Origin of the sequence: Streptococcus mitis (genome assembly GCF_946188375.1) — a bacterium.
GTDB classification, from domain to species: domain Bacteria; phylum Bacillota; class Bacilli; order Lactobacillales; family Streptococcaceae; genus Streptococcus; species Streptococcus mitis_CX.
In genome coordinates, this window is record NZ_CAMHUS010000003.1 from 1 (window position 1) to 17,048 (window position 17,048).

At 39.2% G+C, this 17,048-nt stretch carries 13 protein-coding genes, 17 tRNA genes and 1 pseudogene; 28 read left to right on the top strand and 3 right to left on the bottom strand.

From position 1 onward, the window contains the following. Window positions 1-80 precede the first annotated feature (80 nt). The 17 genes from N8M16_RS04060 to N8M16_RS04140 all read left to right on the top strand — a co-directional run bounded on the left by N8M16_RS04060 (window position 81) and on the right by N8M16_RS04140 (window position 1,583). Window positions 81-153, top strand: a tRNA-Val gene (locus N8M16_RS04060). Between the two features lie 2 nt (window positions 154-155). After that, window positions 156-228 (top strand) — tRNA-Asp (locus tag N8M16_RS04065). A gap of 23 nt (window positions 229-251) precedes the next feature. Further along, window positions 252-324, top strand: a tRNA-Lys gene (locus tag N8M16_RS04070). 5 nt (window positions 325-329) lie between these two features. Next, window positions 330-411 (top strand) — tRNA-Leu (locus N8M16_RS04075). Window positions 412-429: 18 nt separating this feature from the next. Next, window positions 430-502, top strand: a tRNA-Thr gene (locus N8M16_RS04080). 22 nt (window positions 503-524) lie between these two features. Then, window positions 525-596: transfer RNA gene (locus tag N8M16_RS04085), tRNA-Gly, on the top strand. A gap of 7 nt (window positions 597-603) precedes the next feature. Then, window positions 604-689: transfer RNA gene (locus tag N8M16_RS04090), tRNA-Leu, on the top strand. A gap of 11 nt (window positions 690-700) precedes the next feature. Then, window positions 701-774 (top strand) — tRNA-Arg (locus tag N8M16_RS04095). Between the two features lie 15 nt (window positions 775-789). Continuing rightward, window positions 790-863: transfer RNA gene (locus N8M16_RS04100), tRNA-Pro, on the top strand. Window positions 864-868: 5 nt separating this feature from the next. After that, a tRNA-Met gene (locus N8M16_RS04105) sits at window positions 869-942 on the top strand. Window positions 943-955: 13 nt separating this feature from the next. After that, window positions 956-1,029: transfer RNA gene (locus N8M16_RS04110), tRNA-Ile, on the top strand. A gap of 12 nt (window positions 1,030-1,041) precedes the next feature. Then, window positions 1,042-1,131 (top strand) — tRNA-Ser (locus N8M16_RS04115). Window positions 1,132-1,141: 10 nt separating this feature from the next. Beyond that, a tRNA-Met gene (locus tag N8M16_RS04120) sits at window positions 1,142-1,215 on the top strand. A gap of 3 nt (window positions 1,216-1,218) precedes the next feature. Beyond that, window positions 1,219-1,291, top strand: a tRNA-Phe gene (locus tag N8M16_RS04125). A 20-nt stretch (window positions 1,292-1,311) separates the two neighbouring features. Then, a tRNA-Gly gene (locus N8M16_RS04130) sits at window positions 1,312-1,382 on the top strand. A 33-nt stretch (window positions 1,383-1,415) separates the two neighbouring features. Then, window positions 1,416-1,489, top strand: a tRNA-Ile gene (locus tag N8M16_RS04135). A gap of 6 nt (window positions 1,490-1,495) precedes the next feature. Then, window positions 1,496-1,583: transfer RNA gene (locus tag N8M16_RS04140), tRNA-Ser, on the top strand. A 185-nt stretch (window positions 1,584-1,768) separates the two neighbouring features. On the opposite strand, the gene birA is transcribed toward N8M16_RS04140, so the two are convergent. Both birA and N8M16_RS04150 read right to left on the bottom strand, forming a co-directional pair. Continuing rightward, window positions 1,769-2,704 (bottom strand): bifunctional biotin--[acetyl-CoA-carboxylase] ligase/biotin operon repressor BirA, encoded by a 936-nt coding sequence (gene birA, locus N8M16_RS04145; protein ID WP_261069666.1) that lies wholly within the window; start codon window positions 2,702-2,704, stop codon window positions 1,769-1,771. Next, window positions 2,701-3,561: an AraC family transcriptional regulator gene (locus tag N8M16_RS04150; protein WP_261069667.1), complete on the bottom strand. Its 861-nt coding sequence runs from the start codon at window positions 3,559-3,561 to the stop codon at window positions 2,701-2,703. The genes birA and N8M16_RS04150 overlap by 4 nt, the downstream gene beginning before the upstream one ends. A gap of 107 nt (window positions 3,562-3,668) precedes the next feature. Here N8M16_RS04150 and N8M16_RS04155 point away from each other — a divergent pair, with 107 nt between their 5' ends. The 10 genes and pseudogenes from N8M16_RS04155 to N8M16_RS04200 all read left to right on the top strand — a co-directional run bounded on the left by N8M16_RS04155 (window position 3,669) and on the right by N8M16_RS04200 (window position 15,025). After that, window positions 3,669-5,831: an alpha-galactosidase gene (locus tag N8M16_RS04155; protein WP_024056778.1), complete on the top strand. Its 2,163-nt coding sequence runs from the start codon at window positions 3,669-3,671 to the stop codon at window positions 5,829-5,831. Window positions 5,832-5,865: 34 nt separating this feature from the next. Beyond that, complete coding sequence (locus N8M16_RS04160) at window positions 5,866-7,116, top strand: extracellular solute-binding protein (RefSeq protein ID WP_000872420.1); 1,251 nt, start codon at window positions 5,866-5,868, stop codon at window positions 7,114-7,116. An 18-nt stretch (window positions 7,117-7,134) separates the two neighbouring features. Next, window positions 7,135-8,007, top strand: coding sequence for a carbohydrate ABC transporter permease (locus tag N8M16_RS04165; RefSeq protein WP_001007715.1), 873 nt, complete (start codon window positions 7,135-7,137; stop codon window positions 8,005-8,007). Window positions 8,008-8,023: 16 nt separating this feature from the next. Next, window positions 8,024-8,857, top strand: coding sequence for a carbohydrate ABC transporter permease (locus N8M16_RS04170; protein ID WP_000711264.1), 834 nt, complete (start codon window positions 8,024-8,026; stop codon window positions 8,855-8,857). Between the two features lie 319 nt (window positions 8,858-9,176). Further along, window positions 9,177-10,619: a sucrose phosphorylase gene (gtfA, locus tag N8M16_RS04175; RefSeq protein ID WP_261069668.1), complete on the top strand. Its 1,443-nt coding sequence runs from the start codon at window positions 9,177-9,179 to the stop codon at window positions 10,617-10,619. 142 nt (window positions 10,620-10,761) lie between these two features. After that, window positions 10,762-11,955, top strand: coding sequence for an O-antigen ligase family protein (locus N8M16_RS04180; RefSeq protein WP_004258845.1), 1,194 nt, complete (start codon window positions 10,762-10,764; stop codon window positions 11,953-11,955). A 144-nt stretch (window positions 11,956-12,099) separates the two neighbouring features. Next, window positions 12,100-12,543, top strand: coding sequence for a MarR family winged helix-turn-helix transcriptional regulator (locus tag N8M16_RS04185; RefSeq protein WP_049502481.1), 444 nt, complete (start codon window positions 12,100-12,102; stop codon window positions 12,541-12,543). Window positions 12,544-12,577: 34 nt separating this feature from the next. Continuing rightward, window positions 12,578-12,769, top strand: a pseudogene (locus N8M16_RS04190) (nuclear transport factor 2 family protein); the annotation flags it as partial. Between the two features lie 14 nt (window positions 12,770-12,783). After that, window positions 12,784-13,512 (top strand): ATP-binding cassette domain-containing protein, encoded by a 729-nt coding sequence (locus tag N8M16_RS04195; RefSeq protein WP_004259046.1) that lies wholly within the window; start codon window positions 12,784-12,786, stop codon window positions 13,510-13,512. Beyond that, on the top strand, window positions 13,505-15,025 hold the full coding sequence (locus tag N8M16_RS04200; protein WP_033684815.1) for an ABC transporter permease/substrate-binding protein: 1,521 nt from the start codon (window positions 13,505-13,507) through the stop codon (window positions 15,023-15,025). The genes N8M16_RS04195 and N8M16_RS04200 overlap by 8 nt, the downstream gene beginning before the upstream one ends. 137 nt (window positions 15,026-15,162) lie before the next feature. Here N8M16_RS04200 and N8M16_RS04205 read toward each other — a convergent pair whose 3' ends face one another. Then, window positions 15,163-15,699 carry a TetR/AcrR family transcriptional regulator gene (locus N8M16_RS04205; RefSeq protein ID WP_000207362.1) on the bottom strand — a complete coding sequence of 179 codons (537 nt, stop codon included), beginning with the start codon at window positions 15,697-15,699 and terminating at the stop codon, window positions 15,163-15,165. Window positions 15,700-15,831: 132 nt separating this feature from the next. On the opposite strand from N8M16_RS04205, the gene N8M16_RS04210 reads away from it, so the two are divergent. Beyond that, the gene (locus tag N8M16_RS04210; RefSeq protein WP_000645152.1) at window positions 15,832-16,722 is read left to right on the top strand and encodes a cation diffusion facilitator family transporter; all 891 of its coding nucleotides are present in this window, start codon (window positions 15,832-15,834) and stop codon (window positions 16,720-16,722) included. The last annotated feature ends 326 nt before the right edge of the window (window positions 16,723-17,048 follow it).

Genomic DNA, 17,048 nt, shown 5'->3' on the forward strand with positions numbered 1-17,048 from the left:
CGAACACAGAAGTTAAGCCCTAGAACGCCGGAAGTAGTTGGGGGTTGCCCCCTGTGAGATATGGAAGTCGCTTAGCTCTAGGGAGTTTAGCTCAGCTGGGAGAGCATCTGCCTTACAAGCAGAGGGTCAGCGGTTCGATCCCGTTAACTCCCATAGGTCCCGTAGTGTAGCGGTTATCACGTCGCCCTGTCACGGCGAAGATCGCGGGTTCGATTCCCGTCGGGACCGTTAGAATAACGGAAGTTATTTTAGACTCGTTAGCTCAGTTGGTAGAGCAATTGACTTTTAATCAATGGGTCACTGGTTCGAGCCCAGTACGGGTCATATATGCGGGTTTGGCGGAATTGGCAGACGCACCAGATTTAGGATCTGGCGCTTAACGGCGTGGGGGTTCAAGTCCCTTAACCCGCATTAAGATATAATAAATGAGCCGGCTTAGCTCAGTTGGTAGAGCATCTGATTTGTAATCAGAGGGTCGCGTGTTCAAGTCATGTAGCCGGCATTTTTAGATAGAAGAAAACAGTGCGAACGTAGTTCAGTGGTAGAACACCACCTTGCCAAGGTGGGGGTCGCGGGTTCGAATCCCGTCGTTCGCTTAGAGAGGCCGGGGTGGCGGAACTGGCAGACGCACAGGACTTAAAATCCTGCGATTGGTAACGATCGTACCGGTTCGATTCCGGTCCTCGGCATAAACTAATGAGCACCCTTAGCTCAACTGGATAGAGTACCTGACTACGAATCAGGCGGTTAGAGGTTCGACTCCTCTAGGGTGCATTTTTCTATTTAACTCGGGAAGTAGCTCAGCTTGGTAGAGTACTTGGTTTGGGACCAAGGTGTCGCAGGTTCGAATCCTGTCTTCCCGATATATGGCGGTGTAGCTCAGCTGGCTAGAGCGTCCGGTTCATACCCGGGAGGTCGGGGGTTCGATCCCCTTCGCCGCTATAAAGATCTTGTTGGACCTTTAGCTCAGCTGGTTAGAGCTCTCGGCTCATAACCGAGTGGTCGTAGGTTCAAGTCCTACAAGGTCCATTTGAATAATATGGAGGATTACCCAAGTCCGGCTGAAGGGAACGGTCTTGAAAACCGTCAGGCGTGTAAAAGCGTGCGTGGGTTCGAATCCCACATCCTCCTTTTGTATTAACGCGGGATGGAGCAGCTCGGTAGCTCGTCGGGCTCATAACCCGAAGGTCGTAGGTTCAAATCCTGCTCCCGCAATAAGGCTCGGTAGCTCAGTTGGTAGAGCAATGGATTGAAGCTCCATGTGTCGGCGGTTCGATTCCGTCTCGCGCCATTTTTATTTATAGTATTTATGCGGGTGTAGTTTAGTGGTAAAACTACAGCCTTCCAAGCTGTTGTCGCGAGTTCGATTCTCGTCACCCGCTTTGAACTTTGTTCAATTACCAAGTTTTTAACTTGGGCGCGTAGCTCAGGTGGTTAGAGCGCACGCCTGATAAGCGTGAGGTCGGTGGTTCGAGTCCACTCGTGCCCATTAATAGGAGAATTACTCAAGAGGCTGAAGAGGACGGTTTGCTAAATCGTTAGGTCGGGTAACTGGCGCAAGGGTTCGAATCCCTTATTCTCCGTTTTATTGAGAGTTTATAACTCTTTTTTTGTATTTTTAAGAATAGTAGAATAAAAACTTCAGATTTGTAAAACTTAATTGGATTACTTATCTGAAGTTTTTTTTCGCTCTTTGTCAACTGTAGTGGGCTGCAGAAAAGCTAAAATCTTTATATATTGTTGATTTTATGGTTGTGCTTGTTTATTACTACTTCCAACTCTTGAGTGAAATTTCTCCGCTATTGAGCCAGATTTCTTTTCCGTTATCACATTGAACTAAAAGTTTTCCACTTTCAGAGATATCTTTAGCAAGTCCCTTGTGGTCTTTTTGATCTAGTGTGAAAGTCACTTCTTTTCCTAGAACGAATGACTGTTTTTTATATAGGTATAATAACTCATCTGCTGGCGTTTTGAAGAAAGAACGCCAGATTTCTATGATTAATTCATTTCTGGTAATAGGTGCTGGAGCTTTGAATAAACTAGCAGCTTTTTCTTTTAATTCTTGAGGGAAGTCTTTGATAGTAAAGTTGATTCCTACTCCAATAATGATATCTGTGACTAAGCCAGTTTCTACTGACGTCATTGCCTCAGTGAGGATTCCTCCAATTTTATGATTTTTGAGGTAGATATCATTGACCCATTTTATGTCGACATCTATTAAAGTTAGGTTCTTAATGGCTTTGTAGATAGCTCCTGCTACAAGTAGTGTGTAGGATGGTAATTGGTCATAGGGGAGATTGGGTTTAAGATGGAGTGTCATATAAATGCCACCTTGGGGTGAGTAGAAAGAACGTTGAAAACGGCCTCGGCCAGCTGTTTGATAGGAAGCTAGATAGAGGGTGTTTGCTTCATTTCCTAAATCAATTGCTTCTTTTGCATCGAGTTGTGTTGATTTTGTTTCGGATTTAAAACTGATTTTAATTGGAAGATTTTGTTCTAGAAGTTCTGGAAGAATAAGATCCCCATTCACCAGTTTATAGCCTTTGTTTTTGATACTATCAATTTCAATGCCTTCTTGTTCTAAACGCTTGATGGCTTTCCAAATTGATGTTCGGGTCAGTGATAGTTCTTCTGCAATCTTTTCTCCGCTGATATAGTCGATTTCTTTAGCTAGAATTTTGTAGACGGCTTGGTAGGATTTCATAGTGTTTCCTTTCTCACTAGTTGGTGTTGAGAATATTCTTTTCTTGTTTGACTTGGAGTCTGATTAAAGTATTGTTTATAAGCTTTAGAAAAATGTAGTGGATCTGAAAAACCTACCGAGTATGCAATTACCTTGATTGACTCTTGGGTATTTTCGAGAAGTTGTTTAGCTCGATACATTCGAACGTATAGTAGGTATTCTTTTGGGGATAAGGTGTTAAATTCTTTGAATACGCTTGATAAGTAGCTTCTGTGAACGGATAGTTCTTTTGCTAAATCTTGAATTGTAAGTGATTGAGGATAGTGGCTATCAATTAATCGTTTGCATTCAAGATAGAGTTGGTGGGTCGATGAAATATTCTTTTTCTTCTGATTGGGAGCAATATTTCCCAGATGAAACATCAGTTCATGGAGTTGTCCCATGATATGGAGTTGAGCTAATTCATTTGATTTGGTAATCTGAGCGAAGCGGACAATGTCTGAGATGAGTTTTGCAGTGGTCTGGGTATGACAAGTTTCAGATTGGATGAGATAGGATTGATCAGAAATTTGAGAAAGAGCAAAATAATCAGGAGCTTTCCCTCCAGTGATTCCTAACCAGTAGTAGGCCCAAGGTTCTTTACTATCTGCTTGATAAAAGGTTAGTTCATCTGGTTTTAATAGAAAGAAATCTCCTTCTTTTAAATCAACAATTTTACCCTTGTAATGAAATTTTCCTTGTCCTTTAGTAATGTAATGTAGGACGTATGTATCTCGAATTGTTGGACCAAAAGAGTAATTTGGTGTGCATTCATCATATCCATAAAAGCTTAGGGAAAGGTCAATTGTTCCAGTCTGGTATTCTGAAAAAACTAGCATGTGCTACCTCCTACCTAACATTTTACCATATTCTTGAGACATTTTTCTATTTCGGAAAGCGTTTTCAGATGATAAAATATAATCTATAAAGTGATGAGGTGAAGTAAATGGGAGTTAGGATAGAGAATAATCTATTTTATGTTGAAAGTAAAAATCTAAGTTTGATTATTGAAAATCGAAATGGCTACTTACTTTTGAAACATTTAGGAAAGACTATTAAGAACTATAAAGGTTCCAATAGTGTTTATGAACGGGACCATGCCTTTTCAGGAAATCCAACAGCTACTAATCGAACCTTTAGTTTAGATACTCAACGTCATATTTTTGGGCAACATGGCTTAGGAGATTTTAGGAAACCAACTATACAGATTCAGCATAGTGTAACTGAAGTAACAGACTTTCGATTTGTAGAAGCAAAAAGTTTAAAAGGTCAGAATGGTCCACAGGGCTTACCTTCTCCACATAGCATGGATAATACAGAGACTCTTGTCTTAATGTTAGAAGATTCTAAGGCTCAACTTAGTCTGAATTTGTATTATACTGCTTTTGATAATGATTCGACTATTGCTAGCTACAGTAAATTAGTGAATAATAGTAATCAGGAAGTTGTCATTCATAAAGACTTTTCTTTTATGGCTGATTTTCCAGCGGCAGCTTACGAAATCGTAACTCTGCAGGGTGCTTATGCTCGTGAAAAGACTGTTCGACGTCAACAGGTAGAACAAGGAATCTTTTCAATTAGTTCGAACCGTGGAGCTTCTGGGCATGCTCAAACACCAGCTCTTCTACTCTGTGATCAAGGAATCACAGAGGATGCAGGGAATGTGTTTGCTATTCAACTAATGTATAGTGGAAACTTTGAAGCTTTTGTTCAAAAGAATCAATTGAATGAAGTTCGGCTGGCTATTGGGATTAATCCGGAAAACTTTTCTTGGAAGTTAGACCCTGAGGAATACTTTGAAACACCGGTAGCTTTAATGACCTATTCAGACAAGGGATTAACTGGTGTTAGTCATGCAAGTCAGAATTTTGTACTGAAGCACATTATGCCAAGTAAATTTTCTACAAAAGAACGCCCAATTCTAATTAATAACTGGGAAGCTACTTACTTTGACTTTCAGAGAGAAAAACTGTTAGAGCTAGCTGATGAAGCTAAGAAAGTTGGCATTGAACTTTTTGTATTAGATGATGGTTGGTTTGGCAATCGTTTTGATGATAATCGTGCTTTAGGTGATTGGGTTGTTAATGAGAAAAAACTGGGTGGAAGCCTAGAAAGTCTGATTTCAGCTATCCATGAAAGAGGTTTGCAGTTTGGGCTTTGGTTAGAACCTGAAATGATTTCTGTAGATAGTGATTTGTATCGTAAACATCCTGACTGGGCTATTCAGGTTCCTGGTTATGAGCATACTTATTCTCGGAATCAATTAGTACTTAATCTTGCCAATCCTCAGGTAGTAGAATACTTGAAAAATGTCTTAGATCAACTCCTATCTTATCATGAGATTGATTACATTAAATGGGATATGAATCGTAATATGACCAACCTAGGAAATGGCTTTACTTATCTAGAGACAAAGATGCAATCTCATCAGTACATGTTGGGGCTTTACGAACTCGTTTCTTATCTGACAGAGAAGCACAGCCATATTCTCTTTGAGTCCTGCTCTGGTGGTGGTGGACGAAATGATCTGGGTATGATGCGCTATTTCCCACAAGTCTGGACTAGTGATAATACTGATGCTATTGCACGTTTACCAATTCAATACGGTTCATCCTATCTCTATCCAACCATTTCTATGGGGGCTCATGTGTCAGCAGTACCGAATCATCAGATGGGACGAACGACACCATTAGAAACACGTGGACATGTAGCAATGATGGGAAATTTGGGATATGAGCTTGATTTGACAAGTTTATCAGATGAAGAGAAAGGTGAGATTGCTAATCAGGTGAACTTGTATAAAGAATTACGACCAGTAGTTCAGTTAGGACAACAGTATAGACTAATTAATCCTGATACTGCATCCAATGAAGCAGCTGTACAATTTAATTACAAAAATCAAACGATTGTAACCTACGTTCGCGTTTTGTCAGTTGTAGAGACCATGGAAACAACTTTAAAGTTAAAAGATTTGGATGAAGAGGGACTATATGAATTACAGGAAAATGGCGAAGTTTACTCAGGTGCAGAACTAATGTATGCGGGTTTAACTGTTATTTTATCCCAAGGAGATTTTTTGAGTAGACAGTATATTTTTAGAAGACTATAATAAAGGTGTATAAATTTATAAAGGAGGCTTTCCAATGAAATGGTATAAGAAAGCAGGTTTTCTTTTAGTCGCTGGGGCTAGTTTACTAGGCCTAGCGGCTTGTGGTCAGAATAATCAATCGACTGATGGAAAGGTAACGATTGAATTTTTTAACCAGAAGACCGAAATGGCGGATACTTTGCAAAAAATTGTAGATAATTTTGAAAAGGATCATCCTACTATTGATGTAAAACTGACGACTGTTCCGGCAGCTGGCATTGTTCTGAAGACTCGGATTTTATCAGGAGATGTTCCAGATATTGTTAATATCTATCCTCAAAATATGGATTTTCAGGAGTGGGCAAAAGCAGGTTACTTTGCAGATATGACAGGGAAATCTTATCTTGAGAATATTAAGAATGACTATGCAGAAAAGTATGCAATCAATAACAAGATTTATAGTGTGCCTTTAACTGCTAACCTTTATGGAATTTATTACAATAAAACAAAGTTTAAGGAATTAGGACTTGAGGAACCGAAGACTTTTAAAGAGTTTCAAGAGATTGTTAAAAAGATAAAAGATAGTGGGAATTCTCCGTTTGCAGTTGCAGGCAATGAAGGATGGACATTAAACGGTTATCACCAACTTTCTCTCATTACCATTACAGGCAGTGGAGACGCAGCTAATAACTATCTTCGCTTTTCAAAACCAAATGCTATTTCTGTAGATGATGCTATTTTAAAAGCAGATGCAGAACGACTAGATTTGTTGGCGGATAATGCTCAAGATGGATGGCGTGGTGCCTCTTATAATGATGCGGTGGTAGCATTCTCGAATGAAAAAGCTTTTATGATGCCACAAGGATCATGGGCATTAGCGGCAATTAATCAACAGGATCCAAAATTTGATGTGGGGATGTTTGCCTTCCCAGGAGAAGAAGTAGGAAAAGAAGTCACTGTTGGTGCAGGGGACATGGCATTATCAACTTCGGCTACTACCAAACATCCTAAAGAAACCGAAGAATTTATCAGCTATATGACTAGTCCAAAAGCTATGCAAGCATATTATGATGTGGATGGTTCACCAGTTGCTGTGAAAGGTATACAGGAAAAAGAAGATTCAGCACTTGCAGAGATTTCTAAACTAGCATTTACGGATAAACATTATGTTTGGTTGGGCCAACACTGGAATTCTGAAGAAGATTTTTTCAATCTAAGTGCAGGTTACTTGATGGATAAAAATCTGAAAAATATGGCAAACAATCTCAATGCTTTCTTTAATCCAATGAAGGCAGATTTGGACTAGAATAGGAGTTAAGATGATATGGCTATTCGAAAAATTTTAAATAAATACTGGGGTTGGACTTTTTTGCTCATCCCGCTTGCATTACAAGCTATCTTCTTTTACTTTCCGATGGTACAAGGTGCTTTCTATAGTTTGACTAACTGGACTGGATTGACCTATAATTATAAATTTGTTGGTCTGAATAACTACAAATTGCTGATGATTGATGGGAAATTCTTCACAGCCATTGCTTTTACTTTGATTTTAACCCTAGCATTGATTATTGGAGAGATTACAATTGGGATGGTTGTGGCTCGAGCCTTAAATTCTAAGATGAAAGGGCAGACCTTCTTTAGAGCTTGGTTCTTTTTCCCAGCTGTTTTGTCTGGTTTGACAGTTTCCTTGATTTTTAAACAATTCTTCAACTATGGTCTTCCAACGATTGGAAAAATTTTAGGGATTAGTTTTTTACAAGAAAGTCTATTAGGAACACCAATCGGAGCGGTAGTGGCAACTATTTTTGTTCTTCTATGGCAAGGAGTAGCAATGCCAATTATTCTCTTTCTTGCTGGTCTTCAGAGTATTCCATCTGATATTTTGGAGGCGGCATCAATTGATGGTGCAACAAGCAAACAAACTTTTTGGAAAATTGAATTACCATATTTGTTGCCAACGATTTCTATGGTTTTTATCCTAGCTCTTAAGTCCGGTTTGACTGCCTTTGACCAAATTTTTGCCTTGACGAGTGGTGGTCCTAATAATGCTACAACGTCTCTTGGTCTTTTAGTCTATAACTATGCCTTCAAGAGTAATCAATATGGATATGCGAATGCAATTGCCTTGATTTTATTCTTAATTATTGGAATTGTTTCTCTGATCCAAATCAAACTATCAAAGAAATTTGAAATCTAATTGGGGAGTCCTACACATGAAAAAAGAAGAAAAATTGAATCAGTTTTGGAAGTATGTCCTCTTGATAGTAGGTGGTATTCTCATACTTGTTCCTTTGTTGGTAACGGTTTTTAGTTCCTTCAAGACAACCAAGGATATCATGAATCATTTCTTTGGTTTGCCCAATCCTTTTACATTAAGCAATTATGAACGATTGGTTTCGGATGGGATTGGAGGCTATTTCTGGAATTCAGCTGTTATTACGGTGTTATCATTGATTGTAGTAGCCTTCTTTATACCAGCTGCAGCCTATTCCATTGCTCGAAATATGTCCAAGAAAAAAGCCTTTGCAATTATGTATTCACTATTGATTTTAGGGATATTTGTTCCATTTCAGGTGATTATGATTCCTATCACAGTTATGATGAGCAAACTCGGCCTGGCAAATATGTGGGGGTTGGTACTACTTTATCTAACTTATGCAATTCCACAGACTCTCTTCTTGTATGTTGGTTATATTAAAATCAGTGTACCAGATAGTTTAGATGAAGCTGCAGAAATTGATGGGGCTGATCGATTTACAACTTACCGTCGGATTATTTTTCCAATGCTGAAGCCCATGCATGCTACAACCTTGATTATCAATGCATTATGGTTCTGGAATGACTTTATGTTGCCATTGTTAATTTTGAATAAGGATTCCAAGCTGTGGACTTTGCCTCTCTTCCAGTACAACTACCAAGGTCAGTATTTTAATGACTATGGGCCAAGTTTTGCATCCTATATTGTAGGAATTGTAACAATTACTGTCGTCTACCTCATCTTCCAAAAACATATTATTTCAGGCATGAGCAACGGAGCAGTGAAGTAAGAAGAACTCATAGAATCTATAGTCTTTGACACAGAGGAAGGGTTCAGCTTGTTGATAATTCTATGTAGAAAACAAGAAAGTAGTACTTAGTTTATCACAGTCTATATTAGTACGAGTTTGATAATAAACAGAGATTTACTACTCAATGAAAATCAAAGAGCAAACTAGGAAGCTAGCCGCAGGTTGCTCAAAGCACAGCTTTGAGGTTGCAGATAAAGCTGACGTGGTTTGAAGAGATTTTCGAAGAGTATAACATGAATTTGATTTACGAAGCCAAGTCATATGAGACTTGGCTTCAATTAGAAAAAGGAGAGTAATTATGCCAATTCAAAATAAAACCATGTTGATTACCTATTCTGATAGTCTTGGAAATAATCTTAAAGATCTATATACGAATTTGGAAGAGCATTTTGGGGATGCTATTGGGGGAGTTCACCTTCTACCATTTTTCCCGTCAACAGGTGATCGTGGATTTGCACCGGTTGACTATGACGAAGTGGATCCAGCGTTTGGTGATTGGGAGGATGTTAAGCGTTTAGGTGAGAAATATTATCTTATGTTTGACTTTATGATTAACCATATTTCTCGTCAATCTAAGTATTATAAGGACTATCAAGAAAAACATGAAGCTAGTGAGTTTAAAGATCTCTTTTTAAACTGGGATAAGTTTTGGCCAGAAAACCGTCCGACACAGTCTGATGTAGATTTAATTTACAAGCGTAAGGATCGTGCACCAAAGCAAGAGATTGTTTTTGAAGATGGGTCAGTCGAACATTTGTGGAATACCTTTGGTGAGGAGCAGATTGATCTTGATGTGACCAAAGAAGTAACTATGGAATTTATCCGTAAGACCATTCAGCACTTGGCAAGTAATGGGTGTGATTTGATTCGTCTAGACGCCTTTGCTTATGCAGTGAAGAAATTGGATACTAATGATTTCTTTGTAGAACCAGATATTTGGGATTTATTGGACAAAGTTCGAGATATCGCTGCTGAGTATGGGACAGAGCTCTTACCTGAGATTCATGAACATTATTCGATTCAGTTTAAAATAGCAGACCATGATTACTATGTTTATGATTTTGCTCTTCCAATGGTGACACTTTATACTCTTTACAGTTCCAGAACAGAGCGTTTGGCTAAGTGGTTAAAGATGAGCCCAATGAAGCAATTTACGACGCTAGACACCCATGATGGGATTGGAGTGGTGGATGTCAAGGATATCTTGACAGATGAGGAGATTGACTATGCTTCAAATGAACTCTATAAGGTTGGAGCTAATGTCAAACGTAAGTACTCCAGTGCCGAGTATAACAATTTAGATATCTACCAAATCAATTCAACTTACTATTCTGCGCTTGGAGATAATGATGTTAAGTATTTTCTCGCTCGTCTAATTCAAGCTTTTGCTCCAGGTATTCCTCAAGTTTACTATGTAGGTCTATTAGCAGGCAAGAATGACTTGAAATTATTAGAAGAAACTAAAGAAGGTCGAAATATTAATCGTCATTACTATAGCAATGAGGAAATAGCAGAAGAAGTCCAACGTCCTGTAGTGAAGGCCCTTCTCAATCTATTTTCTTTCCGTAACCGTTCAGAAGTCTTTGATCTAGAAGGAACTATTGACGTTGAAACACCAACAGCCCACAGCATTGTAATCAAACGTCAAAATAAAGATAAGTCCGTAACAGCAGTAGCAGAAATTAATCTGCAAAATCAGACTTATCGGGTAATTGAGAACGGAATTGAAGTAACATTTTGAAGCCTTGACTTGATATGGTTGATAAAATAGGGTTTTTATTTTAGAAAACGTTTCCTTTGTTTTCAAATTGCTAAAAAAGTGGTACAATATAGGATAGCTTACTATTATCTGAATCAACTGATTTGGAGAGAAAGGATTCGTTTTGAAATCAATAGGCTTTATTGAAAAGCTGAAAGGGTTGTCTAGTAAAGAGCTGATTTTATTGGGAATTATCCTGAGTATCTTTTTACCCTTTTATCTTTTTGTAGTTGTATTCTGTTTATATATTATCAGTTTAATTTTCACAGGAGACATGAAAAGTATTCTTCAGAAAATGGGGGAGCATCCGATGCTGCTTCTTTTTCTTGGCTATAGTACTGTTATATCCGTTTTTGCACAAAATTGGATGGGAGTTGTAGCTTCAGTAGGAATTTTTCTATTTACTATTTTCTTTTTGCATTATCAGTCGATTTTATCACATAAATTCTTTCGATTGATTTTGCAGCTCGTCTTATTTGGTAGTGTATTGTCAGCTGCTTTTGCGAGTTTAGAGCATTTCCAAATTGTGAAGAAATTCAACTATGCTTTTCTTTCACCCAATATGCAGGTCTGGCATCAGAATAGAGCAGAAGTGACCTTCTTTAATCCTAATTATTATGGAATTATTTGTTGTTTCTGTATCATGATTGCCTTCTATCTGTTTACAACGACCAAGTTGAATTGGTTGAAAGTATTCTGTGTGATTGCAGGCTTTGTGAATCTCTTTGGTTTGAACTTTACTCAAAATCGAACTGCCTTTCCTGCTATTATCGCTGGAGCAATCATCTATCTCTTTACGACCATTAAAAACTGGAAGGCCTTTTGGCTTAGTATTGGGGTCTTCGCGATTGGCTTGAGTTTCCTCTTTTCTAGTGATTTGGGAGTTCGGATGGGGACTTTGGATTCTTCTATGGAAGAGCGCATTTCTATCTGGGATGCTGGGATGGCCTTGTTTAAGCAAAATCCTTTTTGGGGTGAGGGGCCATTGACCTACATGCACTCTTATCCTAGGATAAATGCTCCTTATCATGAACATGCTCACAGTCTATATATCGATACGATTCTGAGTTACGGAATTGTGGGGACTATTTTATTAGTTTTGTCTTCTGTTGCTCCTGTTCGCTTGATGATGGATATGAGTCAGGAGTCGGGGAAACGTCCGATTATCGGTCTTTATCTGTCTTTCCTTACAGTGGTTGCTGTACATGGAATTTTTGACTTGGCCCTCTTCTGGATTCAGTCAGGTTTCATTTTCTTACTAGTTATGTGCAGTATTCCGTTGGAGCATCGAACTTTGGTATCGGACATGACGGATTAAGTTTATAAGATTAAAATCTTCTACCTTGGGTAGGAGATTTTTTTACTGGGAAAAATTATTTCCAAATCGAAATAGTTGACAGTTAGAACGATGAGTGTTACAATTGTTTTATTCTTTTCGATATCGAAATAAATTGGAGGTGTTATGAAGGATAGTCATTTGCTAGCCCATCATATTCGTTTGTTGAATGGGCGGATTTTTCAAAAGTTACTGAGCCAAGACCCTGAAGCTCTTTATCGGAGTGAGCAGGGCAAGATTTTAGCGGTTTTATGGAATAGTGAAACTGGCTGTGCAACTGCAACAGATATTGCGCTTGCGACTGGGCTTGCTAACAATACACTGACGACGATGATTAAAAAACTAGAGGAACAAAATCTTGTAGCTATTAGTCCATGTGGAGAAGATAAGCGTAAGAAGTATTTGGTTTTAACAGAGTTGGGGCAGTCTCAGAAAGAAGTGGGGTATCGTGTCAGTCAGAAATTGGATACGATCTTTTACAAAGGATTTTCAGAGGAAGAAATTCGTCAGTTTGAAGCCTTTCAAGAAAGAATTTTGGATAATCTGAAAGAGGAGGAAAATGAGGATTAAAATGGAGCAAATTAGCTGTTTATAAGTAAAGACCACTTTTGACTTTGTTTTCCAACTCTTAGGACAAGGAAACTATGTGGTTAGCTATGGTCAGACTCAGATTGGTGGAGTTGCCTATGCCCAGTATGACATCTTCCGTCTAGAAAACGGGAAAATTGTGGAACATTGGGATAATAAGGAAGTCATGCCTAAGGTAGAAGACTTGACCAATAGAGGGAAGTTTTAAATTGAGGATACAGAATGATTGAATACAAAAATGTGGCGCTACGCTACACAGAAAAAGATGTCTTGAGAGATGTTAATTTACGGATTGAGAATGGCGAGTTTATGGTTTTAGTTGGTCCATCTGGATCAGGTAAGACGACCATGATCAAGATGGTCAACCGCCTCTTGGAACCGACTGATGGAAATATTTATATGGATGGCAAGCGTATCAAAGACTATGATGAGCGTGAACTTCGTCTTTCTACTGGTTATGTTTTACAGGCCATTGCTCTCTTTCCAAATCTAACGGTTGCTGAAAATATTGCCCTGATTCCTGAGATGAAGGGCTGGACTAAGGAAAAAATTGCTCAGAAAACAGAAGAGCTTTTGGCCAAGGTTGGCTTGCCAGTAGCTGAGTATGGGCATCGTTTACCTAGTGAACTATCTGGTGGGGAGCAACAGCGTGTTGGAATTGTACGGGCTATGATTGGTCAGCCTAAGATTCTCCTCATGGATGAACCTTTTTCGGCTCTTGATGCTATTTCGAGAAAACAGTTGCAGATTCTGACGAAAGAATTGCATAAAGAATTTGGGATGACAACGATTTTTGTAACCCATGATACGGATGAAGCTCTGAAATTGGCGGACCGTATTGCTGTCTTGCAGGATGGAGAGATTCGTCAGGTGGCGAATCCCGAGACGATTTTAAAAGCTCCTGCAACAGATTTTGTAGCAGACTTGTTTGGAGGTAGTGTACATGACTAATTTAATTGCAACTTTTCAGGATCGTTTTAGTGATTGGTTGACAGCTCTATCTCAACATTTGCAGTTGTCACTTTTGACCTTGTTGCTGGCCATCTTTATAGCGATTCCCTTGGCTGTTTATCTTCGATATCATGAGAAGTTAGCGGATTGGGTCTTACAGATTGCAGGGATTTTCCAGACCATCCCGTCTCTGGCCTTGTTAGGGCTCTTTATTCCCTTGATGGGAATTGGAACCTTGCCGGCTTTGACAGCTCTAGTGATTTATGCGATCTTTCCGATTTTACAAAATACCATCACTGGACTCAAGGGAATTGATCCAAGTCTACAAGAGGCTGGGATTGCCTTTGGGATGACTAGGTGGGAGCGTCTCAAGAAGTTTGAAATTCCACTTGCTATGCCTGTTATGATGTCTGGGATTCGGACGGCAGCGGTCTTGATTATCGGTACGGCAACCTTGGCGGCCTTGATTGGTGCAGGGGGACTGGGTTCCTTTATCCTTTTGGGAATTGACCGTAATAATGCCAGTCTGATTTTGATTGGGGCACTTTCTTCCGCAGTGCTTGCCATTGCCTTTAACTTCCTACTAAAAGTGATGGAAAAGGCAAAATTGCGGACGATTTTCTCTGGTTTTGCCTTGGTGACCATATTGCTTGGTTTGTCTTATAGTCCAGCTCTTTTGGCTCAAAAAGAGAAAGAAAACTTGGTTATTGCTGGGAAATTGGGACCGGAACCAGAAATTTTGGCCAATATGTATAAACTCCTTATTGAAGAAAATACCAGCATGACTGCGACTGTTAAACCGAATTTTGGGAAAACAAGCTTTCTTTATGAAGCTTTGAAAAAAGGCGATATTGACATCTATCCTGAATTTACTGGTACGGTGACTGAAAGTTTGCTGCAACCATCACCTAAAGTGAGTCATGAGCCAGAGCAGGTTTATCAGGTGGCGCGTGATGGTATTGCCAAACAGGATCATCTAGCCTATCTCAAACCCATGTCTTATCAAAATACCTATGCTGTAGCTGTTCCAAAAAAGATTGCTCAAGAATATGGCTTGAAGACCATTTCGGACTTGAAAAAAGTGGAAGGGCAGTTGAAGGCTGGATTTACACTCGAATTTAATGACCGTGAAGATGGAAATAAGGGCTTACAATCAATGTATGGTCTCAATCTCAATGTAGCTACGATGGAACCAGCCCTTCGCTATCAGGCTATTCAGTCAGGTGATATTCAAATCACGGACGCCTATTCGACTGATGCGGAATTGGCGCGTTATGATTTGCAGGTCTTGGAAGATGACAAGCAACTCTTCCCACCTTATCAAGGAGCTCCACTGATGAAAGAAGCTCTTCTCAAGAAACATCCAGAGTTGGAAACAGTTCTCAATAAATTGGCTGGTAAAATTACTGAAAGCCAGATGAGCCAGCTCAACTACCAAGTCGGTGTTGAAGGCAAGTCAGCAGAACAAGTAGCCAAGGAGTTTCTACAAGAACAAGGTTTGTTGAAGAAATAGCTTGAAAAGCTAAACTCAACTTTGTTAAACGACCATATAGAAAACTGCTCAGACAATGTTGTCTGGGCTTTTTTGATTATTGAAAAGATAAAAAACTCAGTAGCCTAGAAATAAGGCAACCGAGCTTTAATCTGTATTCAATTTTTAGGAATGAGAAGGTCTAGATAAAACTGCACAACTTCTTGGTCTGTAAAGTCTTGTCCTTTTTTGAGCCACCAGGTCAATGTCTCGATAAAGTTGGACACGACTAAGTGTTGGAGGTAAGAAGCAGGCAGACTTGGGTGTGCTTCTTTAAACTCATCAGTTAGCATGGGATAGACGTGGTGCTCCAGCTCTCTCCGGAGTTGACGGAGGAAGTAGTCATTCTTGGAGAATAGTAAACTGGTGATATGGTCTTGGTTTTTCTGAAAATGGAGAAAGAGGTGGGCGAGGTAGTCCTCAGTTGAAATGGGTTGCTCTCTTTCAAAGAGATGATGGAAGAGGTGGCGGCAAAGCGCGTCCAGAAGTAGTTCCTTACTCTCATAGTGACAGTAAAAGGTGGATCGTCCCACATCTGCGAGATCAATGATATCCTGAACTGTAGTGGCTTCGTAACCCTTATCGTTTAAAAGTTGTAGAAAAGCTTGATAGATGGCTTTTTTTGTTTTGCTGATACGGCGGTCAATGGTAGTCATATGGACACTTGAGGCAAATTGTTCAGAAATGAATAAAGCTGACGTTTTGCTTCTATCCTTTCTTTGAGTTTTAGTGGATAATGATAATGAACAAGGTATTCATAAATCTATTATAACAAAGGAATGAGAAAGATGAAGGCAAAATATACTGTTTGGGTAGCTTTTTTCTTAAATTTAAGCTATGCTATTGTTGAGTTTATCGCAGGAGGAATCTTCGGTTCAAGTGCTGTTCTTGCTGATTCTATCCATGACTTGGGAGATGCTATAGCAATCGGCATATCGGCCTTTTTAGAAACAATCTCAAATAGAGAAGAAGATAGGCAATACACCTTGGGTTACAAGCGATTTAGTCTTTTAGGGGCCCTAGTGACTGCTGTGATTCTTATCACAGGATCCATTCTAGTGATCTTGGAAAATATAACTAAACTTTTGAATCCACAGCCCGTTAATGACGAAGGCGTCCTCTGGCTAGGAATCATTGCAGTCAGTATCAATGTGCTAGCTAGTCTAGTAGTTCGTAAGGGAAAGACAAAGAACGAGTCAATTCTGAGCCTGCACTTTTTGGAAGATACTCTAGGTTGGTTGGCTGTCATTCTAATGGCGATTATCCTCCGATTTACAGATTGGTATATCCTTGATCCGCTCTTATCGCTTGTCATTTCCATCTTCATTCTAACAAAAGCTATTCCTCGATTTTGGAGCGCACTCAAGATTTTCCTGGATGCTGTGCCAGAAGGACTAGAGACAGGTGATTTGGAGAAGGATTTGGAGGCTCTGACCAATGTCAAAAGTGTCAATCAACTTAGCATTTGGTCCATGGATGGTCTAGAAAATAATGCTATTATCCATATCTGTTTAGAGGATTGGGAGGAGATGACGGAAACAAAGAATCAAGTACGTCAGCTCTTAGAAGAAAGAGGTGTGCAGAATATTACTATCGAAGTGGACACCAGTCAAAGCAATCATGCGCAACATAAGCGAAAGGTAACAGCCTTAGGGCAATCCCATGGGCATCAACACTAGAAAAAGCGGCTGAGACAAAACTCAATTTCAAGAGAAAATGAAGTAAATCTTCATACAAAAAAACGTATAGTATCAAGGGTTTTCAATGTCTGATACTATGCGCTTTTTGCTTTTAAAGACTTTTTTTCCAGTTTCTTTGGTATCATATTTGAAAGACGCTTTCCCCAACCTCTTTCTTTGATTGATGAAAAGGTATGCTAATAAGAGAACTGATAATGATAAAAAATTTTTCGATTAGATACAAAATGCTTGACTTGGAGTCAACTCAAAATTATATAATAAGATAAGTGAGTTAGAATAGCTTAAATTCAGTGAATGAGAGGAGG